Here is a 19,741-nt window from a genome sequence, read left to right as displayed (position 1 = left end):
TCCGCGCCTCAGGCTTCCGGTGCCGTCCAGACCAGGTTCCACAGGTGGCCATCGATATCCTCGAAACCCTGGTCATACATGAAGCCATGGTCCTCGGGCGGATGCGGTATGCGGCCACCTGCGGCAACCGCCTTGGCGATCAGGCTGTCCACCTCTTCCCGGCTTTCGCAACTGAGGCAAATGACGAATTCATTGGCTTCCTTTGCATTCACGACTGGTTTGTCGATCAGGGACTGGAAGAACGGTTCGGTCGTCAGCATGGCCTCGATGGCGCCGTCGACGATGGTCATGAACGCCGCGTTCTCTCCGCTAAAGCGGGAATTGAAGGAAAAGCCGAGCGCGCAAAAGAAGGCCCTGGATTTGCCCAGGTCCTTCACGGGCAGGTTGAGGATGATCTGTTTCTTCATGGCGTTTCCTTGCTGAAGGAGAACTGGGCAATCGGTGCCTCGCCCCTGCGACGGGTGACGGCACACAAGATCGACACGCTTGCAAAAAAATATTTTCCTCCAGGATGGAAGAAAATGAAAGCGTAAAAAGTGAGGGGCAAGACGGCATGATCGATGGCATGCAAGTCAAGCCGGCATGCTTTCCAGCGATGTCTCATTGCCATACCCGCCGCTGGCCGACTACGGCCCGTCGAGACGTTCAATCTTCTGACGGAGGTTGCCAGATGAAAGCGCGCGCCGCTATCTGTGCGTGGCCATTGACCGCGCCACGCGCTGGGTACTCGGAAGCAGAAGCCTTGCCTCCCTCATTGGTGCACCAAACCGTAACACGGCGCCTGACGTTGACAACACCAAAACCAAGCTACCCTTGATTATTATTTGATCGAATGGATTGGATTGATCCGAAACAAACGTCCAAACAGGGTCATGATTTTGCAGCGATTCCAAAACGACTACGCCGATTGAGCCGTGTTCCGCAGCCTCTCCGCACTTGACTATGTACTGTCCGCCATACAGCTCTTCTTGCGCCAGAATCGCGACATTGAGCCAACTGCCAAGCTCCTGTTTTTCATGTACTCTGGCCATCCAGGTTTCGTGCACGTCGTAGATATCACCGTTGCTGCACACGAGGCCATTGTAGCCTCGCACCTCCTGGTTCTTCCACTTTGCTGCCATCACTGTCATTGATTCCATATTTAGAAAGGGGCGACCGCATGCCCTGAATTAAACAATTTATACTCCATCGAACGGCTGCTCTTGCACTAGTTAGCCTCGCTGAAAGTAGCCCGGGCAAATTCGACGCAAAATCGACTTGAGTTCAGAATCATTGATGATGATGGTGTTCTTGCCCGTAAAGGCGTGCAAGAACCGGCGCGTGCCTGTTCAACGTCCGCTCCTGGCCGGATTCGGCCAGACGCAACTAGCCCTTTCTTCTGGTCTTTTCGTGTTGCAAAATCGACCTGCATTCGTCCTCGGTTGGCACGCTTTTCTCAGTCAGTATGGTATGCCAGCCACCGCAATCAGGGTCAGGGCAACCACACACCGTTGTTCGCACCGGGTGCTGGCTTAATCCATCGCGCTTCTGAATAGCATTCGTTCGTTCCTGACTCTTGATAAGGTGGACTAGCGCGCCTCGACTCAAAAATTTCCCTGCCATGATTTTCCTCCAGATGCATTGGACCGCACAAGACGTTAACGTTTTCAATGTCTGCTACTGGCCGATAGCGTACGGTCGGAATGGCTCGGCGCACGAAACTGCAGCCTTAATGGCAGGCAAGATGTTTTCTTCGGCGCGCCTAGTCTTCTCTCTGCCATTTCCTCTTCCTGCCATTCAAGGACCCGGCGCCGTCTCATCCGGGCAGCTGACCTCGTCCTCTGGCGTATATAAAGTCATCGGCACGCGCTGGCCGTCGACTTCCAGCTCGCGCACCTTCGGCGGCACCAGCTGGAATTGGCCCGCCTGCAGTTTCTCGCGCAAGGGCTTGCAGCGCAGGGCATCTACGGGGATTTGCCCGCGCGCAGTCCAGCTGCCATCGTCCTTTTCCGCCAGCAAGACCGACGAGGCGCGCGGGTCATTACTGATCAGCAACACATCCTGCTTGCCATCGCCATCGAAATCGAGCAGATACGCATCGCACTGCGGCCCTGCCCGCTTCAAACAGGCGGGCAAACGCCAGGCCGGACTCACTTGCGTCCAATCCTGGCGCAGGAAACTCTCCGGCAGCTTCGCCGTGGCCGGGCGCAGGGTCAGGTTGATCGACACGTCGCTCAGCGCACCCGTCTCGTCCAGGCGGTTCTGGCGCTTGAGCATGGCCTCGGCGCGGGCCCGCACTACTGCTGCGTCAGCGCCCGTCGTGCGTTTCGTCAATTCCTGCAGGGCCGCCTGGCCATAGCGGGCGCCCTGGAAGCGCAGGTATTCGAAATCGAACTTGTCCACGCCAACCTTGCCGCTGTCCAGGCGCGCCATCTGGCTGGCCACGGAAATGCGCGCCGGGTCCGCCAGCGGCGAGAACAGCGCGAACAGCACCAGCAGGGTGACAAAGGCGGTGGCCACGTTGACGTTGGCGATCAGGTGCAGCCAGTCGCCATACTTGCTGGCCGCCCACGCATAGCCGGCGGCGTAGCAGGTGGCGACCAGCAGGTAGGCGGCAGCGATGAGGCGGTCGGCCGTCCAGCCATGCGACATCACGCGCAAGGTCAGCGCATAGATGGCGATGCCCACCACCCATGGCAGCAACAGGCAGGCCAGGCGCGTGCCCAGGCGGATGCCGCGCGCCACGCCATGGCCCACTTCGCCATTCTGGAAGGCGGCATTGATCAGTACCACCAGCACGCCGGCCATGCCCAGCAGCACGGACGCCGCATGGCGCGTGGCCCACAGGCGCTCGAAACCGATGAAGGGCAGGGTCAGCAGGAAGCCGGAGACCAGCACGGCGGCGATCGGCATCAGCCACGACAGCAGCACCAGAAGCAAGGTGCGGATGCCGCGCACGATGGACGGGCGCACGTCGGTGATGTGGATGGCAAACGAAAACGCGAAGCAGATGACGGGAATCACGAACCAGGCCTGGCCCAGCAGCTTTTTCAGGAAACTGAGCTTGATCAGCAGGAACAATTGTCCGCCCAGCCACAGCACCAGCCACAGGCCCAGCACGAACAGCAGGGAAAACAGCAACTGGATGCCCAGCTTCCAGGCGATTTCAAAATAGGTGGGATAGCGGGCGATGCGCCGGCCATCCTGGGCGCTGGCCAGCACCAGGGCGTGGGCGATATACAAGCCCACCACGCAAAAACCGAACAGCTGGGCGGAAATCACGCGCAGCGGCGCGCCCGGCTTGTAATTGCCCCAGATCACATGCTCGGCGCCGCGCGCCACGTCATGCCAGGCCAGTACACCCAGCACGACGGCCGCACCGGCCATCCACAGGGCGATGCGCCGGAGCGACATATGGCCCAGGCTGGAGACCAGCAGGATGGGCAGCAGCAAGCTGATCAGCATCAACGGGCCAAGCAGGTAAGCTTCCGTGGCGGGCCACACCTTGTCTTGCGCCGTGCTGTACAGCCAATACAGCAGCAAGCCTTGCAGCAGGCCCGTCACCAGGCGCGTCACCGCGATGCGCGGCGCCACCACCGGATCGAGCAACGCCATGTTTTTTCCTGCGGCATCCTGCTGCATAGTCATTCCCTTAAAGTCGTTTATTGCTGTAAAGCACGGCCATTATTGCATTTCGTTATCGTCATCTCAACAGCGATTCGCGCGGCTGCCCTGCCGGCGCGCCTTCGTCGGAGCGCAGCGGCAGGCTTTGTGCCAGGCCCCAGGCCAGTTCCGGCACGAGAAACAGCCACAGCAGGGGCTGGCCCGTCACCAGCAGCGCCCACGCCATCCAGGTGGAAAACAGGTAGCGGGCCGCCGCATCATAGCGACCGAAGCGCGGCTGCGGATCGAGCATGCGCAGCACGGACCAGACCATCACCACGCTGCCCAGCAAGCTGCTGATGAGCAGATGAAACGGTCCGAAGTCGGGCAGCGGCACGCCGCCCAGGCCCACATTGAGGGCGCTCAAGTGCTCGCGCATGAGCAAGAACGTCCACGGCGTGGTAAACGGGGCAATCATGAACACATCATAAATGGCGCTGGCGCGCACCACGCGGCGGAAAGCAGAAACGGACAACATGGCAACTCCTGTCTATGGAAAGCGTCCATGATCTAGGTTGGAGTACACTCCATGGTCAAGCATTTTATGAAAGAAAATCCATGCAAATCGGCGAGATGGCGCAGGCGACGGGCTTGAGCCGCGATACCCTGCGCTTCTATGAAAAACGGGGCTTGCTGCGCGCGCGGCGCGGCGCGAACGGCTACCGCGACTACCCGCCCGAGGCAGCCGACTGGCTGCGCTACCTGCGCACGGCGCAGCAGCTGGGTTTTACGCTGGCGGAAATCGAGGCCGACATGCCGCTGCTGGCCAGCGCCGGCGACCCCGCCACGGCGGAATTGCTGCGCGCGGCGCTGGCACGCAAGCTGGGTGACATCGATGCGCGCATCGCGGGGCTAACACAATTGCGCGGTGAACTGGTGAGGCGGCTGGAACCGCAGGCGGCGGCCTGCCCATTGCGCGGGGATGCCGACGCAGCGCGCTAACTTACCGCCGTGGCTGCTGTTGCCGGGCGCGGGCGGCGCGCAAGCCCCCCTGAAAAACAAAAACCGCCTGTGCTGAGCAGCAGGCGGTTTGATCTCGGACAAAACCAGGCTTAATTGGCGGCCTTGCGGCGGCGCAGGAAACCCATCAGGCCCAGGCCAGCCAGCAGCATGGCGTAGGTTTCCGGTTCCGGCACGGCGGCCATCACGGACACGTTGTCGATCACGGCGCCCGAGAAATTGTCGAATGGCGTGCCGGCCTTGGCAGCGCTGGCAAACGACAGGGTCGCCAGGCCAGAGCTGGCAGCCGTGAAACTCAGGGTATTGCTGTACAAGGTGTTCGAAGCGTCGGCCGTCGAGTAGAAATCGCCTGTCACGCCGCCGAAATTGACGCTCACGCCCTGGCCTGCCGGGCCGCCGGAATTGCGCGCCATATCGAAGCTCAGGTTATACGTCTGACCTGCAACCACGCTGAAATTTTGCGACAGGAAACCCGGACCTGGCGTACCCAGCAAATCAATGCTGTAGCCATTGATGGCATTGTAGGCATTGCGGATCAGGTCGACGGAACTGGCGCCCACGGTCCAGCCAGTGATGGCCGACGAACCGCTGCCGACAACTTTGAAACCGCTGTCGATGGTGTAGCCGGAAGCGACCGTTTCAAAATCGCCATTCGTGATCAGGTTGACGGGGCTGGCGCTGGCGGTGCCTGCAGCAAACAGAGCGACAATTGCTGCGATGGTGGCGATTTTCATGAGCTGATTTCCTTGCCTTGTTGATATTAAAGTTACCTTAAGTGAAATCATATCTCAGCCATGATGAAAATCAAAGAACTTTGCAAAAATATATTTAATGTAGACAATTTGCAACGTCATGAGGTGCATTGGCTGTGCCTTTAATCAAGCTCCTGCCGCGCCACCAGGATGCCGTCCGCATCGGCGTAGATCCAGTCGCCCGGATGCACGGTCACGCCACTGAGCTGCACGCGCACGTTGCGCTGGCCCGTGCCCGCCTTGTTGCTCTTGCGCGGATGCGTGGCTAGGGCGCGCACGCCGATCTGGCAGACATTGATTTCCTCGCTGTCGCGGATGCAGCCGTCGACGACGATGCCGGCCCAGCCGTTGCTTTCAGCCAGCACGCCCAGCTGGCCGCCCACCAGCGCGCGGCGCAGACTGCCACCCCCATCGATCACCAGCACATGACCCTGGCCCGGCGTTTCCAGGGTGCTGCGCACCAGGGCATTGTCCTCGAACACTTGCAGGGTGGTGGCGGGGCCGCTGAAGCGCACGTGCTGGCCAAAGGCGCGGTACACGGGCGGCAGCACGGCCAGGGTGCCATCGTCCAGCATGGCTGCATAGTCGTCGCACAAATCGGTGGTGGCAAAGGTCATGGCAACTCCTTTAGTGACAGATAGCAACGATTCTATGCCTTTTGCAGCGCCGCAGCGCGCGTTTTACCGCCCACGCCGACGGCCGTGGCAATGGCTAGCGCCTGGAACACGCCTATGAAGACGAACAGCAGGGCCGGATGGTCGCCATCCATCAGCGCACCAAAGAACAGGGGCCCCACGGCCAGGCCGCTGTCGAGACCCGAATACACGACGCCATACACGCGCCCCGTGGCATTCTTGGGCGCCGCCGCGCGTATCATCAGGTCGCGCGACGGCCCCGCCACGCCGGATGTCAGGCCGATGGCGCCCATCAGCACTACCGCGCCCCAGGCCGGCACGACGGCCATGGACAGCAGCACGGCCAGCAGCGCGGCGGCAGAAAAGGCGATCGCCACGTTGCGGTCCGGCTGCTTGCTGCGCGCGCCCACCACGCCGCCAGCCAGCATGCCCACGGCCGAGGCCAGCATATAGGCCGTGTAGGCGCTGGTGGCCAGCGCCAGGCTCATGCCGTACAGCTTGACCAGTGCCACGCTGGCAAAGCTCTGGATGCCGCCCAGGGCGATGGCGGTAATAAAGAAGAAGGCAAAACACATCCACACGGCCGGCAGGCGCAGGAAATCCAGCGTGCCTTCGCTGGCAGCCTGGCCCGGCGCCGCCTGCTTGACAGGCTCGGGACGAATCGCGTGGCGGTTCAAGAACAGGATCAGCAGCACGCCAAACGGCAGCACGGCCGCGCATTGCAGCGCCACTCGCCAGTCATACTGGGTGGCGACATACGTCATGAACAGGGGCGCCAGCGCCCAGCCGATATTGCCGCTGATGCCATGCACGGAAAAACCGTAAGCCACGCGGGCCGCCGAGACGCGCTGGTTGAGTATGGTGTAGTCGGCCGGATGGAACACGCTGTTGCCCATGCCGGCCAGCATGGCACCCAGCATCAGCGCCGCATAGCTGTGGGCCGTGGACAGCGCCAGCGCCGACACGCCCAGCAGGAAAATGCCGGAAAACAGCACGGCGCGGGCGCCGAAGCGGTCGACGACAAAGCCGGCCAGCGCCTGCCCCACGCCCGAAATGATGAAGAACACCGTCATCAGCAGGCCCAGTTCCGCATACGACAGGTTGAACGCAGGTTTCAGCCAGACGAACAGGGCCGCGAGGATCAGATGGTAGAAGTGCGACACGCCATGCGCCAGACCCACCAGGCCAATGACGCGCGCGTCGCTGCGCAAAGTTGGCGCTGACTGCGGTGGCAAGTCTGTTGCCGAGTTAGTTGTTATCATGTCATACCCTGTCTTATACTGGTGAAGCTCAAGTGTATGCAAAATATCATCGTCTGTTTTCCGACGGAATGACATAATTTATCGAATTAAGGCCAAGCTGATGGGTGTACCTATCCTCCACCATACCCGCATGTGTCCGCCACGGGAAGCGCCCAGCGCGACTATCCCCGTGACGATGATCGCGCGCGACCTGCAATCCGATGAATTCTTGTTACCGCACAGCCATCCTTGGGGCCAGGTGACGATGGCGCTTGAAGGCGTGCTGCGCATCACCGCCAACAACAGCAGCTGGGTGCTGCCGCCCATGCGCGCCATCTGGATCGCGCCCAACGTGGAACATGCCGTCACGATACTGGAAAAAACCCGCTTGCGCCCCCTGTGCGTCCATGCCGCGCGCGCGCCGTTCGCGGGCCGCGACTGCAAGGTACTGGAGGTATCGAACCTGCTGCGCCAGCTGATCATGGCGCTGGAACAGCTGGACCCGGGCCAGGAACCGGCGCGCGAGGCATTGCTGGCCGAACTGATACTCGATGAATTGAAACGCTCGGCCACGCGGCCCATCCGCGTCCCCTTGCCTGGCGACAAGCGCCTGAAAACGCTGTGCGACAGCCTGATCGAAAAACCGGGCTCGAATCAGACCCTGGAACACTGGGCGCAGCAGGTCGGCGCCTCGGAGCGTACCCTGGCGCGGCTGTTCGAACGGGAGTTGGGCATGAGTTTTGGCCAGTGGCGCCAGCAGGTGCGCCTGGCGCATGCGGCGCCCCTGATCGCGCGCGGCGTGCCACTGTCGCAAGTGGCCGAAGAACTGGGCTACGCCAGTCAGTCGGCTTTTTCCGCCATGTTCAAGAAGACCTTCGGCAGTTCGCCATCGGCCTTCTTTGCGCAGGGCGGACGTCCTTAGGCCATGAAGTCGAACAAGGAGTTCTTGCCCGTATAACCGGGAAGGGCCGAGTTCGTTCCCATCTGTTCCTGGGCGGAATAGGCCTTCACCAGCGCCTGCGCCTGGGCCGTCAGCGCCTTGGCCAGCACGGCTTTCTTGTTGGTGAGGGTGGTGATGTCCTTGCCCACCGATTGCACTTCCTTGCGGATGATGCTCGTTTCGCCCGTCAGTTCACCGATCTTGCTGGAAAACTGGTCCGCCACACCCTTGCCATTATTCGTAAACAGCTTGCTCACGGCGTCAGGATCGGCGGCGATGGCGGCCTTCAGTTTTTTATCGTCGAGCACCAGCTCGCCGCTCTTGCCCAGGGTCACGCCAGCGCTGCCCAGTATGGAAGCGGGCACGCCCGTGCTCGCCGTGCGCAGCACTTGCTCCATCTGCGAACGCACCTGGCCCAGGGCTGTGTCAGACTTCAAATCGCCCTGCTGCAGGCTTTGCAGCTTGCTGTTGAGTTCGTTGTAGGCAGTCACGAAGCTGGCCACGTTGCTGGCGATCTGGCTGCTATCCTTGGCGATGACGAGGTCGGTCGTGCCCTTTTTCTTCAATTCGATGGTGGCGCCCTCGACGGCCGTGGTCAAGGTATTCGTGGCGCTCTTGATGTCCTTGCCGTCGACGGTGAGCAGCGCGTCCTGCGCCGCGGCCGTCTGCTGCAAGCCCTTGCTGGACCCTGGAGCGTAGGCCAGCAGGTTGCTGACGGCCGCGTCGCCCGACACGCTGATGCGCATGCTGCTGTCGGCGCCGCTCTTGCCGTTCAGGGCCAGCGAATAGCCATCGGCACCCTTCACCACGCTGGCGTCGATGCCCTGCTGCTTCAGCGCGGCGGCGATGCCGTCGAGGCTATTGTTGCTGCTGTCGATGGTCAACGAAATGATCTTGCCGCTGCCGGGGGTAAATTGCTTGCCGTCGGTCGCGCCCACTTCGATCTTCACCAGAGCCGGCGCGCCTGTACCGATCGCCGCGCTCGATGATTTCTGCGCTCCGCTGAGCAGGGTCTGCCCCTGCGCCAACTGCTTGACGTTCAATTCATGGCTGCCGCTGACAGCCTTGTCGGTGGTGGTGGCGCTCAGCACATCCTTGGTGCTGGACGTGGCCGCTGTGGCCAAACCGCTGCCGGCCATGTTCTTGGCCACGGTCTGGAATTTCGCCAGCGCCGATTGCAACTGGCCCAGGCCAGAGAACTTGGCCTGGTCGCGCGCCAGGCTGGCATTGAGCTTGACGACGCCCGTGTTCTGCGACTGCATCTGGCGCTCCACCTTCGCATACACATCGGCCGAGATATTGCCCTGCGTCGTCTGCTGCGTGTTGTTGGTGTAAGCCCTGCTATTGATGGTCGAATTAAACATGGTCGGCGTTCCCGTCAGGTGTTAGGTCATGGCACACGGTTCAGGTCTTGACCGCGCGCTGGGCTGGAAACGGACATCAAGCGCGCGTGACGCGGCAAGGTCCCTCTTCTGGTTGATAATTATGCAGTATTACCGGAATATCAAAACAGCGAACAGAACAAGTTTTTCCTGACTGCAAACCCTTATGCACCATTTTAGCGCAATTATCTGGCGCCCATCTCCGGGCATGCCTCAGCGCATGAATTTCGAGATTGCACTGCTGACAGCCATGTCCAGCTGCAGGAAAGTGAGTCCCACCTTGAAACCCGCACTGCTGAAAATGCAGTGCGAGACGGACACGCGCGCCTCGATAATGTGTACAGAGCCATCGTAAAACAACTCGAACAGCACCTTGCCCTGTTTGCCTGTCGGCACCGGTTCCGCGATGACGGCCGACATGCCGCCCGGCCCCACATCGAGGGTGCGTGCCGCCACAGGGCCCGCACCATCCATTACCAACATTGCCTTGGCACGCAATATCTTGCGTGCGCCCTGCCTTTGCTCAACTGACACTGTATTCCGCTTCTCTAGCTATGCATTGCCGATGCGAACTCGCTGCGCGAATCCATCGGACAAATATTATAGTTCTAAACGGAAATTCTGTTTGACTTGTCTCAAGCTTGGCATTTAAACCATACCAACTTTTACTCCAGATCGCGCAACTTGTTGAATGCCTCGTCGATACGCTCGACGCCGATGACCTTGAGGCCCTCGATGGCTTGCTTGGGCAAGTTGGACTTGGGCACCACGGCCAGGGTAAAGCCCAGCTTGGCCGCTTCGCGCAAGCGTTCCTGGCCCCGTGGCGCGGGGCGGATTTCGCCGGCCAGCCCCACTTCGCCAAACACCACGAGTCCCCGCGGCAAGGGCTTGTTGCGCATCGACGAGTTAATCGCCAGCAACACGGCCAGGTCGGCCGCCGGCTCCGTGATCTTCACGCCGCCCACTGCGTTAATGAAAACGTCCTGGTCGAAGGCGGCGATGCCCGCGTGGCGGTGCGCCACGGCCAGCAGCATGGCCAGGCGGTTTTGCTCCAGGCCGACGGACAGGCGGCGCGCATTCGGCAGATGGCTGGTATCGACCAGGGCCTGGATTTCCACCAGCAGCGGGCGCGTGCCTTCCTGCGTCACCATCACGCAGGAACCGGGCACCTGGTTGTCGTGCTGCGACAGGAACAGGGCGGACGGGTTCGACACCCCCTTCAGCCCCTTTTCCGTCATGGCGAACACGCCCAGTTCATTCACAGCGCCAAAACGGTTCTTGATGGCGCGCACCAGGCGGAAGCTGGAATGGGCATCTCCCTCGAAATACAGCACCGTATCGACGATGTGTTCAAGCACGCGGGGACCGGCCAGTGCGCCCTCTTTCGTCACATGGCCCACCAAGATGATGGTCACGCCCGTCTGCTTGGCCGCCCGCGTCAGTTGGGCCGCGCACTCGCGCACTTGCGCCACGGAACCGGGCGCCGAGCTGAGCGCGTCCGAATACACGGTCTGGATCGAGTCGATCACCACCACTTCCGGCTTCAGGTCGTTCAAGGTGGACAGGATCTTTTCCAGCTGGATCTCCGCCTGCAATTTCAATTCCTTGGCGTCGATGACGAGGCGCTTGGCGCGCAGGGCGATCTGCGCACCAGATTCCTCGCCACTGACGTACAGCACGCGCTTGTGATGCGACATATTGGCCAGCGCCTGCAGCAGCAAGGTCGACTTGCCGATGCCGGGGTCGCCGCCGATCAGCACGACGCCGCCCGCCACCATGCCGCCGCCCAGCACGCGGTCGAATTCCTCGATGCCGGTGCCGAAGCGGGGCACGTCGATGGCGTCGATATCGTCGAGCGACAGCACGGGCGCCGTCTGCGCCAGCGACATGTGCTGCGGGTTCGAATAGCGGTTGTTGCCGCCCGTTTCGGGCAGGGTTTCCACCATGGTATTCCACTGGTTGCACGAGGTGCACTGCCCCATCCATTTATTGCTGATGGCGCCGCAATCGCTGCAGGTGTAGATGGTCTTGACTTTTGCCATGGTGTACTTTGCCCGGGTAATGTGAAACTGCTGTTTATATATACAGTATATACAAACGGCGGGCCGCCGTCACTGTGTCGCTACGATCACGGGCACGCGCGGCGCCAGTGCGCACATCAGCTCATAGCCGATAGTGCCGGCGGCCAGGGCCACCTCGTCAATCGGCATGCCCTGGCCCCACAGGGTGACGGAACTGCCGACCCGCGCACCGGGCACGCGCGTCAAATCAACCATCAGCATGTCCATCGAGACCCGGCCAATGAGCCCCGTGCGCACGCCGTCGACCAGCACGGGCGTGCCATCGGGCGCATGGCGCGGATAGCCATCCGCATAGCCGCAAGCCACCACGCCCACCTTGATATTGCCAGCCGCTTCGTAGCGGCTGCCATAGCCCACCACCTCGCCGGCGGCGATCTCCTGGATGCCGATGATGCTGCTGCGCAAGGTCATGGTGGGCAGCAAGCCGAACGCTTGCGCCGACGTGCCGCTGGGCGTGCCGCCATACAGCATGATGCCGGGGCGCACCCAGTCGCTGTCCAGATGGTGCAGCAGCAATCCGGCCGAATTGCACAGGCTGCGCGGCAAGGCCGTGCCGATGCTGGCCACCCCGGCCTCGAAGCGCAGCATCTGCTGGGCCAGCGGCAAGCGCGTGGGCGCCGCCGCGTCCGCATTGGCGAAATGCGTCATCAGGGTGATCGTGCCAACGTGCGGCATGGCGCGCAGGCGCGCATACGCGGCGGCGATGGCTTGCGGCGTAAAGCCCAGGCGGTTCATGCCCGTATTCATCTTCAGGTGCACATCGATGGCGCGCGGCAAGCGCGCCGCTGCCAGCATGGCGATCTGCTCTTCGCAATGCACGCTGCCATTCAAGCCATATTGCGCCATGACCGGCAAATCGCTGGCGTCGAAAAAGCCTTCCAGCAGCAAGATGGGCTTGGTCCAGCCCAGTTCGCGCAAGCGCACGGCGTAATCGACCTCGACCAGCGCCAGGCCATCGGCGTCGGCAAAGCCCCGCATAGCTTGCTCCAGGCCATGGCCATAGGCATTCGCCTTGACGACGGCCCACACTTTGGCACCGCGGGCGCAGGCACGCGCGCGCGCCAGATTCTGTTGCATGGCATCGAGATGGATGGTGGCGATGAGGGGCCTGGGCATATGCGTCGTTCACGGCGGGTGGGAAAGCCGTATTTTAACGGATGGACCAGATGCGGGGCGGCAAGCCTGCCAGGCGGACGGGGGCGATGGCCGCCCACGACAGCATGTATAAAATGTTCACATGTGATGTATTTTTCTACGGCAGAAAAATTAAGCTTCCCTTAGGCAAGACTATGCGAGGCAGCCCCGGCCAAACTTGGGGTTTGCCGTTTTTTCGTGGTATAAAGCAAGCCAGATATGATTTCAGGCAATCCAGAATGAATCGTGGTTTTTATACCATCATGGCGGCGCAGTTCTTTTCCTCGCTGGCAGATAACGCCCTCTTTTTTGTCGCCGTCGATTTATTGGTGTCCATGAAATCCCCGGCCTGGATCACGCCGCTACTCAAATTGTCGTTCGTACTGTTTTACGTGCTGTTGGCCGCTTTTGTTGGCGCTTTCGCGGATGCATTGCCGAAAGGCAAGGTCATGTTCATCGCCAACATGGTCAAGATCTTCGGCTGCGCCCTCGTCTTCTTCCACGTGCACCCGCTGCTGGCCTACGCCGTCGTCGGTTTCGGCGCGGCCGTGTATTCGCCCGCCAAGTACGGCATCCTGACGGAACTGCTGCCGCCGGAAAAGCTGGTGGCGGCGAATGGCTGGATCGAAGGCTTGACCGTCACCTCCATCATCCTGGGCACCGTCATGGGCGGCGCGCTCGTCAGCGGCCACGTGTCCGACATGCTGCTTTCCATCGACATCCCCCTGATCGATACGGGCATCAGCAACAAGACGGAAGCGGCCTTGTGCGTGGTAGTCGGCATCTACGTCATGGCGACCCTGGCCAACCTGAAGATTCCCGACACGGGCTGCGTGTATCCGCATCAGGAACGCAATCCTATCAAACTGATCACCGATTTTGCCAATTGCTATTCCATCCTGTGGAAAGACAAGCTGGGCCAGATTACCCTGGCCGTGACGACCCTGTTCTGGGGCGCTGGCGCCACCTTGCAACTGATCGTGCTGGAATGGGCCAAGCAGTCGCTGAACATGCCGTTCGACAAGGCGACCAGCCTGGTGGGCGTGGTCGCCATCGGCGTGGCCGCTGGTGCCGTGCTGTCGGCGCGCTTCATTCCGCTGCGCAAATCGCTGACCGTCATTCCGCTGGGCATCGCCATGGGCGTGATCGTCATGATGATGACGCAAGTGCACTCAGTGTGGATTGCCTACCCGCTGCTGATACTGATCGGCGCCCTGTCCGGCTTTTTCGTCGTGCCCATGAATGCCCTGCTGCAACACCGCGGCCACGTCCTGATGAGCGCAGGCCATTCCATCGCGGTGCAGAACTTCAATGAAAACCTGTCGATTCTCACCATGCTGGCCGTCTATTCGATCATGATCCGTTTGCACCTGCCGCTCAATATCATCATCACCCTGTTCGGCCTGTTCGTCGCCGGCACCATGTACATGATCATGCGCAGGCACAAGCTGAACCAGCTGGAACACGACAATCTGTCCTTGATTGGCGAGCAGAAACATTAATTCGGGGTCAGACGGAGACGCCGAGTCCCGTCGGGGGAATGCATCCCAATGGGATGCATTCTGATCGCGAAGCGACTGACCCCAACATTAGGCTGGCAGCATACCCGCCAGCCGCCGCGCAGCAGCCTGCTCCGTCCAAGTATCGGGCACGACAAAACCACGCGTGCGCTCCACTTCCCAGCCGTCGACATGGTCCACCGTGGCTACCATCACCGCTTGCACCAACCCAAACAACTGCGCGCGCAAGGCATCGACGTCGAGCACTTCCACCTCGCGTCCCTTGAACGGCGCCAGCCATTGCAAGCGCGGCAGCACGATATAGCGCTGCTGCGGCAATTCTGTTGGCGTGCACCAGAAGCCGTGTCCATGTTCCTGGGAAATACCCTCCATGCCGGGCGTGGCGCCTGCCGCATAAAACAGCCAGCCCTTGACCAGCGCCTGCGCCGCCCGCACGGGCTGCGCCAGCAGGCTTTGCGCGGCCGGATGGCGTGACAAGGCCAGTTGCTTGTCGAGGATCTTGCGCATTTTCAATCCCAAGGTGTCGGCCAGGTTGGGACCGATCAAGTGGTTGAAGACACCGGCATCAGGCGCGCCTTCGAGCAGGTAGAACTTGGTGGCGAATTCCCAGTGCAACAACGCCTCACTATCCGCGCCATCACGCAACAGGAAATCGAACTCGCCCACTGTGTCATTGCGGTTCACTTGCACTTGCAAGCCATGTGCTTGCAATACACCATGTTGCTCAAAATAAAAGGCCAGCAGCTTTTCAGCGTACAGGCCCAGGCGGGAATAGAATCGGGGACCGAGCGCCGCATCGAGCGGCGACGGGTCATCCTGCAGCGCCCCCAGCCAGGCGGTCACGGCAGGCGTGACCGGGTCCAGGCTGGCGATGCGCCCGCCCCAGTGGGGGCTGGCCGGGTCCAGCAAGTCGGGCGAATCGAGCAGCCAGGCCAGCGCACGCACACGGGGGTGCGTCAGATGCCCCCAGCGACGTTCGAAGCGGGCCTGAAAAGTGCCGATGGCCGGGTCAGCCGCCTGCATGCGTGCTTTTCGCCAGGCACAGGTCGGCCCAGGCACGCGCCTTGGCCTTGCCCGTCTCGTCCTGCAACAGCATTTCCGGGTGGAAGGTGGCAACAACGGAAGCATTTCCTAGCTGGCGCACCTTGCCACGCACGGGTTTTTCACCGGGATTGATACCGGCTGCGGCCATCGAACCCAGGGTGACGATGGTGCGCGGCTGCAGCAGGGCCAGTTCACGCTCGAAATACGGGCGGCAGGCGGCGGACTCCGATTCGGTGGGCAAGCGCTCCTGGCCCGCCTCGTCAAGCGGACGGCATTTCAGCAAATGGGTGATATACACATCACTGCCCGCATCGACTTCGATGGCTTTCAACATATTGTCGAGCAATTTACCCTGCTCGCCCGGCAAGGCGCGCCCTTCGCGTTCTTCCGCGCGCGACGGGCTGCTGGCCAGCATCAGCCAAGCGCCCTGACGGTCGCCACGCCCCATGACGACGCCCTTGCGCGTCTTGCACAAGTCGCAGCGCGCGCACTTGGCGACGGCGGCCGTCAAGCCATCCCAGTCGAGGGCGGCGATATCGGCATCATTCAGCTGTTTGGCGGGCGGCGGCGGGGGAGCATCGTCGAACCAGGCCGTGTCGTCGGGCATGGCGGCAGGTTCCGGTGTCACGGCAACGGCAACGGGCGCCTCGACCTTCACCTCGGCGACTACCTCGGCGACCACCTCAACCACTGCTTCCGCTTCTGCAGCTGCGGCCACAGGCTCCGCCACGCTGGCTTCCCTAGGCACAGGGGCCTCGACAACGGCCTCAGCGGGCTCGGGCGCGCTCCCCTGGCGCAAGCGCCACAGGGGACCAACGCCCATTTCATCGAGGAAAACGGCGCTGCGGCTCATAAGGTATAACGCATCACGATGGCGTCCTCACGTTGCGAGTTGCTGGCCGGATAGTATCCCTTGCGCCGGCCTATCTGTTCAAATCCATAGCGCTGGTAAATATCGAGCGCGCGCACGTTCGACGGACGCACTTCCAGCAGCATCGATTCCATGCCCAGCTGGCGCGCGCAGGCGCAGGACTGGTTCAGCAGAAAACGGCCCAGGCCCTGGCCCTGTATGGCGCCTTCGACGGCCACATTGAGCAAGTGCGCCTCATCGACGACCAGCATCAATAAAAAGTAGCCGAGCAAGGTGCCGTCCACGTCGCGCAACACCCAGGCCGGATAGCCGCTCTTGAGCGAATCGACGAAGTTACCGTGCGTCCAGGGATGCGGATACACGCGCTGTTCCAGCGCCAGCACTTCGGCCAAGTCCGTCTCGGCCATCGGTTGATAGTCGAGACGCAGCAAGTCCCAGCCTGCCGCGCTGTCCAGAACCTTGCCCGCCACGCTCATTGCACGGACTCCGCAGCGGCCTTGGCGGCCTGCATGTCCAGGCGCTCTGCGCTCGTGTAGGCGATCTTGTTGCGCAAATACAAAGGCTGCGCCTCGGCCGCCGTCACGAACTGACCGGCCGCAAAGGCGATGCGCGCCAGCTGGCCCACCTGCACGGCGTGCGGCATGATGGCGGCATCGGCCGTGGCGGCACATGGCAGCGCGGCCAAGGCGTCGGCATACGCGCCAAAACCGTTGCCACAGCCAACCACATCGCCTTGCGGCGCCACGCCGGCCGGCGCGCTCAGGGCCGGCGGCGACACGGCTTGCAAGCCATCCTGGTAATCGTATTGCGCCCAGTACACTTCGCCCATGCGGGCGTCGAGCACGGTCACGATGCGCTGCGCGCCATGCTGCTGGTGGCAGGCCAGCGCCATGGCGTCGAGTGTCACGACGGGCACGACGGGCAGACTGGCGCCGTAGGCCAGCCCTTGGGCGATGCCGCAGGCCGTGCGCACGCCCGTAAACGAGCCGGGGCCGGAGCCGTAGGCGATGGCATCGACGTCGGCCAGGGTCACGCCCGCTTCGGCCAGCAATTCCTGCACCATCGGCAAGATCGATTGGGAATGCGTGCGCACGCCCGACGAGGCACGGGACAGCACGACATCGCCGCGCAGCAGGGCGCATGAGGCGAGTTCGGACGAAGTTTCAATAGCAAGTAAGGTAGGAAGTAAGATAGGCATGGCGTATTTTACCTTGCCGCGCCATGGCGCGGCACTCCCCGCTACGCCATGCCTGGACCAGCCGGACAGCGATCAGGGCGATGCGGCTTGCACAGCAGGCCCGCGAGGACGGCTATAATGAAAGACGCAGCTTATTAATTGACCGTGACCGGCATCAAGTGTGCCGCGCCAAGCAATCGTTCAGCCATTACTAAGCAACATCGCTAAGCAACATCGTCTTTCCACTCTTGCCCTGGTCCGTTCCGTGAATCCACATCTTGCTAAACTGCAACCATATCCATTTGAAAAGCTGCGCCAGCTGTTTGCCGGCGTGACGGTCAACCCCGAGTATGCGCCCATCAGCCTGGGCATGGGCGAACCCAAGCACCCGACGCCAGCCTTCATCGAGCAGGCATTGGTCGACAATATCCACGGCCTGGCCAGCTATCCGACCACCATCGGTTCGGAAGCCTTGCGTACCGCCATCGCCGGCTGGCTGGAACGCCGCTATGGCATCCCCAAGCTCAATCCTGCCACGCAAATCCTGCCCGTGAACGGTTCGCGCGAAGCGCTGTTTGCGCTGGCGCAAACGGTGATCGATCCGTCGGCCGGTTCGCTGGTGATCAGCCCGAATCCGTTTTACCAGATCTATGAAGGCGCGGCTTACCTGGCCGGCGCCGAACCGTATTTCGTCAATTCCGATCCCACGCGCAATTTCGGCTGCGACTACGACGCTGTGCCGGCATCCGTGTGGGAAAAGGTCAAGCTGCTGTTCCTTTGTTCGCCAGGCAACCCGACGGGCGCCGTGCTCACCCTGACGGACTGGGAACACCTGTTTGCCCTGTCCGAGCGCTACGATTTCGTCATCGCCGCCGACGAGTGCTATTCCGAGATTTACCACGGCGACACGGCCCCGCTGGGGGCGCTGCAGGCGGCGCACATGCTGGGCCTGTCCACGATCGAACGCCCGTATGCTCGCCTGGTGGTGTTTTCCAGCCTGTCGAAGCGTTCGAACGTGCCGGGCATGCGCTCGGGCTTTGTCGCCGGCGACGCGGAAGTGCTGAAAAAATTCCTGCTCTACCGAACCTACCACGGCGGCGCCATGAGCCCCGCCGTGCAGGCGGCCTCCGTCGCGGCCTGGAACGACGAAACCCATGTCGAGGAAAATCGCGCCAAGTATCGTGCCAAGTTCGATGCCATCACGCCGCTGCTGCAATCGGTGATGGACGTGCAATTGCCGGACGCCGGCTTTTACCTGTGGGCCGACGTCAGCCGCACGGGACTGTCCGACACCGAATTCGCGCAACGCCTGTACGCCGAATATAATGTCACGGTACTGCCTGGCAGCTACCTGGCGCGCGACGCGCACGGCATCAATCCGGGCCGCAACCGCATCCGCATGGCCCTGGTGGCCGAAACGGCTGAAGGGCTGGAAGCGGCATTGCGCATAGTAAAATTCTGCCAGCAGCTTTCCGCATCCGCATCAACTCCGCATTAACCAATACATAAGACATCATCATGAGCCAACAACTGCAAAACATCATCGACCAGGCCTGGGAAAACCGTGCCGAGATCAATCCGGGCAACGGCACGGCCGAACTACGCGACGCCGTATCCCACGTCATCAATGGCCTGGACAACGGCAGCATCCGCGTAGCGGAAAAAACCACGGGCGACTGGGTTGTCAACCAGTGGGTCAAGAAAGCCGTGCTGCTGTCGTTCCGCCTGGAAAACAACGTCGTCATGCCATCCGATGGCACGATGCAGTTCTACGACAAGGTGCCGACCAAGTTCGCCAACTACACGCCGGAAGACTTCGCCAAGGGCGGTTTCCGCGTGGTGCCGCCAGCCGTCGCCCGCCGCGGCAGCTTCATCGCCAAGAACGTCGTGCTGATGCCGTCCTACGTCAACATCGGCGCCTACGTCGATGAAGGCGCCATGGTCGACACCTGGGCCACCGTCGGTTCCTGCGCCCAGATCGGCAAGAACGTCCACCTGTCCGGCGGCGTCGGCATCGGCGGCGTGCTGGAACCGATGCAAGCGAACCCGACCATCATCGAAGACAACTGCTTCATCGGCGCCCGCTCGGAAATCGTCGAAGGCGTGATCGTCGAAGAAAACTCGGTCATCTCGATGGGCGTCTACATCGGCCAGTCGACCAAGATCTACGACCGCGCCACGGGCGAAGTGACCTATGGCCGCGTGCCAGCCGGCTCCGTCGTGGTGTCGGGCAACCTGCCATCGGAAGACGGCAAGTACTCGCTGTACTGCGCCGTCATCGTCAAGCGCGTGGATGCAAAAACCCGCGCCAAGACCGGCATCAACGAACTCTTGCGTGGCATTTGATCGTTGCGCTGTGAAG

20 protein-coding genes are annotated in these 19,741 nt (G+C 61.7%); 5 read left to right on the top strand and 15 right to left on the bottom strand.

Going from position 1 to position 19,741, the window contains the following annotated elements; genetic code table 11:
• Positions 1-8: 8 nt before the first annotated feature.
• From C8C89_RS12985 to C8C89_RS12970, 4 genes are all read right to left on the bottom strand, one after another.
• The gene (locus C8C89_RS12985) at positions 9-407 is read right to left on the bottom strand and encodes a VOC family protein (protein WP_133990241.1); all 399 of its coding nucleotides are present in this window, start codon (positions 405-407) and stop codon (positions 9-11) included.
• A 279-nt stretch (positions 408-686) separates the two neighbouring features.
• Positions 687-1,130 carry a hypothetical protein gene (locus C8C89_RS12980; RefSeq protein WP_133990238.1) on the bottom strand — a complete coding sequence of 148 codons (444 nt, stop codon included), beginning with the start codon at positions 1,128-1,130 and terminating at the stop codon, positions 687-689.
• Positions 1,131-1,776: 646 nt separating this feature from the next.
• Positions 1,777-3,594, bottom strand: coding sequence for a DUF4153 domain-containing protein (locus tag C8C89_RS12975; protein WP_133990236.1), 1,818 nt, complete (start codon positions 3,592-3,594; stop codon positions 1,777-1,779).
• A gap of 88 nt (positions 3,595-3,682) precedes the next feature.
• Positions 3,683-4,120, bottom strand: a complete 438-nt coding sequence (locus C8C89_RS12970) for a hypothetical protein (protein WP_133990234.1) — start codon at positions 4,118-4,120, stop codon at positions 3,683-3,685.
• Positions 4,121-4,200: 80 nt separating this feature from the next.
• Between C8C89_RS12970 and C8C89_RS12965 the strand changes: the two genes are divergently transcribed.
• Positions 4,201-4,584 carry a MerR family transcriptional regulator gene (locus C8C89_RS12965; protein WP_133990232.1) on the top strand — a complete coding sequence of 128 codons (384 nt, stop codon included), beginning with the start codon at positions 4,201-4,203 and terminating at the stop codon, positions 4,582-4,584.
• A 110-nt stretch (positions 4,585-4,694) separates the two neighbouring features.
• On the opposite strand, the gene C8C89_RS12960 is transcribed toward C8C89_RS12965, so the two are convergent.
• The 3 genes from C8C89_RS12960 to C8C89_RS12950 all read right to left on the bottom strand — a co-directional run bounded on the left by C8C89_RS12960 (position 4,695) and on the right by C8C89_RS12950 (position 7,251).
• Positions 4,695-5,336 carry a choice-of-anchor C family protein gene (locus C8C89_RS12960; protein ID WP_243857998.1) on the bottom strand — a complete coding sequence of 214 codons (642 nt, stop codon included), beginning with the start codon at positions 5,334-5,336 and terminating at the stop codon, positions 4,695-4,697.
• Between the two features lie 140 nt (positions 5,337-5,476).
• Positions 5,477-5,971, bottom strand: a complete 495-nt coding sequence (rraA, locus tag C8C89_RS12955; RefSeq protein ID WP_133990228.1) for a ribonuclease E activity regulator RraA — start codon at positions 5,969-5,971, stop codon at positions 5,477-5,479.
• A gap of 32 nt (positions 5,972-6,003) precedes the next feature.
• Positions 6,004-7,251 (bottom strand): MFS transporter, encoded by a 1,248-nt coding sequence (locus C8C89_RS12950; protein WP_133990226.1) that lies wholly within the window; start codon positions 7,249-7,251, stop codon positions 6,004-6,006.
• Between the two features lie 100 nt (positions 7,252-7,351).
• On the opposite strand from C8C89_RS12950, the gene C8C89_RS12945 reads away from it, so the two are divergent.
• Positions 7,352-8,152, top strand: coding sequence for a helix-turn-helix transcriptional regulator (locus C8C89_RS12945; protein WP_166674724.1), 801 nt, complete (start codon positions 7,352-7,354; stop codon positions 8,150-8,152).
• On the opposite strand, the gene fliD is transcribed toward C8C89_RS12945, so the two are convergent.
• The 4 genes from fliD to alr form a co-directional block, all read right to left on the bottom strand.
• On the bottom strand, positions 8,149-9,534 hold the full coding sequence (fliD, locus tag C8C89_RS12940) for a flagellar filament capping protein FliD (RefSeq protein WP_133990224.1): 1,386 nt from the start codon (positions 9,532-9,534) through the stop codon (positions 8,149-8,151). The genes C8C89_RS12945 and fliD overlap by 4 nt on opposite strands.
• 231 nt (positions 9,535-9,765) lie before the next feature.
• Positions 9,766-10,086 carry a PilZ domain-containing protein gene (locus C8C89_RS12935; protein WP_257561064.1) on the bottom strand — a complete coding sequence of 107 codons (321 nt, stop codon included), beginning with the start codon at positions 10,084-10,086 and terminating at the stop codon, positions 9,766-9,768.
• Between the two features lie 131 nt (positions 10,087-10,217).
• Positions 10,218-11,594, bottom strand: a complete 1,377-nt coding sequence (radA, locus tag C8C89_RS12930) for a DNA repair protein RadA (RefSeq protein WP_101482026.1) — start codon at positions 11,592-11,594, stop codon at positions 10,218-10,220.
• Positions 11,595-11,663: 69 nt separating this feature from the next.
• Complete coding sequence (gene alr, locus C8C89_RS12925; RefSeq protein WP_101482027.1) at positions 11,664-12,749, bottom strand: alanine racemase; 1,086 nt, start codon at positions 12,747-12,749, stop codon at positions 11,664-11,666.
• A gap of 257 nt (positions 12,750-13,006) precedes the next feature.
• Here alr and lplT point away from each other — a divergent pair, with 257 nt between their 5' ends.
• A complete protein-coding gene (gene lplT, locus C8C89_RS12920) occupies positions 13,007-14,269 on the top strand; it encodes a lysophospholipid transporter LplT (protein WP_101482028.1) in 1,263 nt (420 codons plus the stop codon).
• Positions 14,270-14,356: 87 nt separating this feature from the next.
• On the opposite strand, the gene C8C89_RS12915 is transcribed toward lplT, so the two are convergent.
• The 4 genes from C8C89_RS12915 to tsaB are packed head-to-tail and all read right to left on the bottom strand — an operon-like array spanning position 14,357 to position 17,400.
• Positions 14,357-15,310, bottom strand: coding sequence for a DUF1853 family protein (locus C8C89_RS12915; RefSeq protein WP_133990222.1), 954 nt, complete (start codon positions 15,308-15,310; stop codon positions 14,357-14,359).
• Positions 15,297-16,184 carry a uracil-DNA glycosylase gene (locus C8C89_RS12910; protein ID WP_133990220.1) on the bottom strand — a complete coding sequence of 296 codons (888 nt, stop codon included), beginning with the start codon at positions 16,182-16,184 and terminating at the stop codon, positions 15,297-15,299. Before C8C89_RS12910 ends, C8C89_RS12915 begins: the two co-directional genes overlap by 14 nt.
• The gene (gene rimI, locus C8C89_RS12905; RefSeq protein WP_133990218.1) at positions 16,181-16,678 is read right to left on the bottom strand and encodes a ribosomal protein S18-alanine N-acetyltransferase; all 498 of its coding nucleotides are present in this window, start codon (positions 16,676-16,678) and stop codon (positions 16,181-16,183) included. The genes C8C89_RS12910 and rimI overlap by 4 nt, the downstream gene beginning before the upstream one ends.
• On the bottom strand, positions 16,675-17,400 hold the full coding sequence (tsaB, locus tag C8C89_RS12900; protein WP_133990216.1) for a tRNA (adenosine(37)-N6)-threonylcarbamoyltransferase complex dimerization subunit type 1 TsaB: 726 nt from the start codon (positions 17,398-17,400) through the stop codon (positions 16,675-16,677). The genes rimI and tsaB overlap by 4 nt, the downstream gene beginning before the upstream one ends.
• 244 nt (positions 17,401-17,644) lie before the next feature.
• Here tsaB and dapC point away from each other — a divergent pair, with 244 nt between their 5' ends.
• Positions 17,645-18,877: a succinyldiaminopimelate transaminase gene (gene dapC / locus C8C89_RS12895; RefSeq protein ID WP_101482032.1), complete on the top strand. Its 1,233-nt coding sequence runs from the start codon at positions 17,645-17,647 to the stop codon at positions 18,875-18,877.
• Positions 18,878-18,897: 20 nt separating this feature from the next.
• Positions 18,898-19,725 carry a 2,3,4,5-tetrahydropyridine-2,6-dicarboxylate N-succinyltransferase gene (dapD, locus tag C8C89_RS12890; RefSeq protein ID WP_101482033.1) on the top strand — a complete coding sequence of 276 codons (828 nt, stop codon included), beginning with the start codon at positions 18,898-18,900 and terminating at the stop codon, positions 19,723-19,725.
• Positions 19,726-19,741: the final 16 nt, after the last annotated feature.

The sequence above is a fragment of the Janthinobacterium sp. 75 genome (genome assembly GCF_004365495.1).
Lineage (GTDB): Bacteria > Pseudomonadota > Gammaproteobacteria > Burkholderiales > Burkholderiaceae_D > Janthinobacterium.
This window is presented reverse-complemented; position numbering and strand designations above follow the sequence as displayed.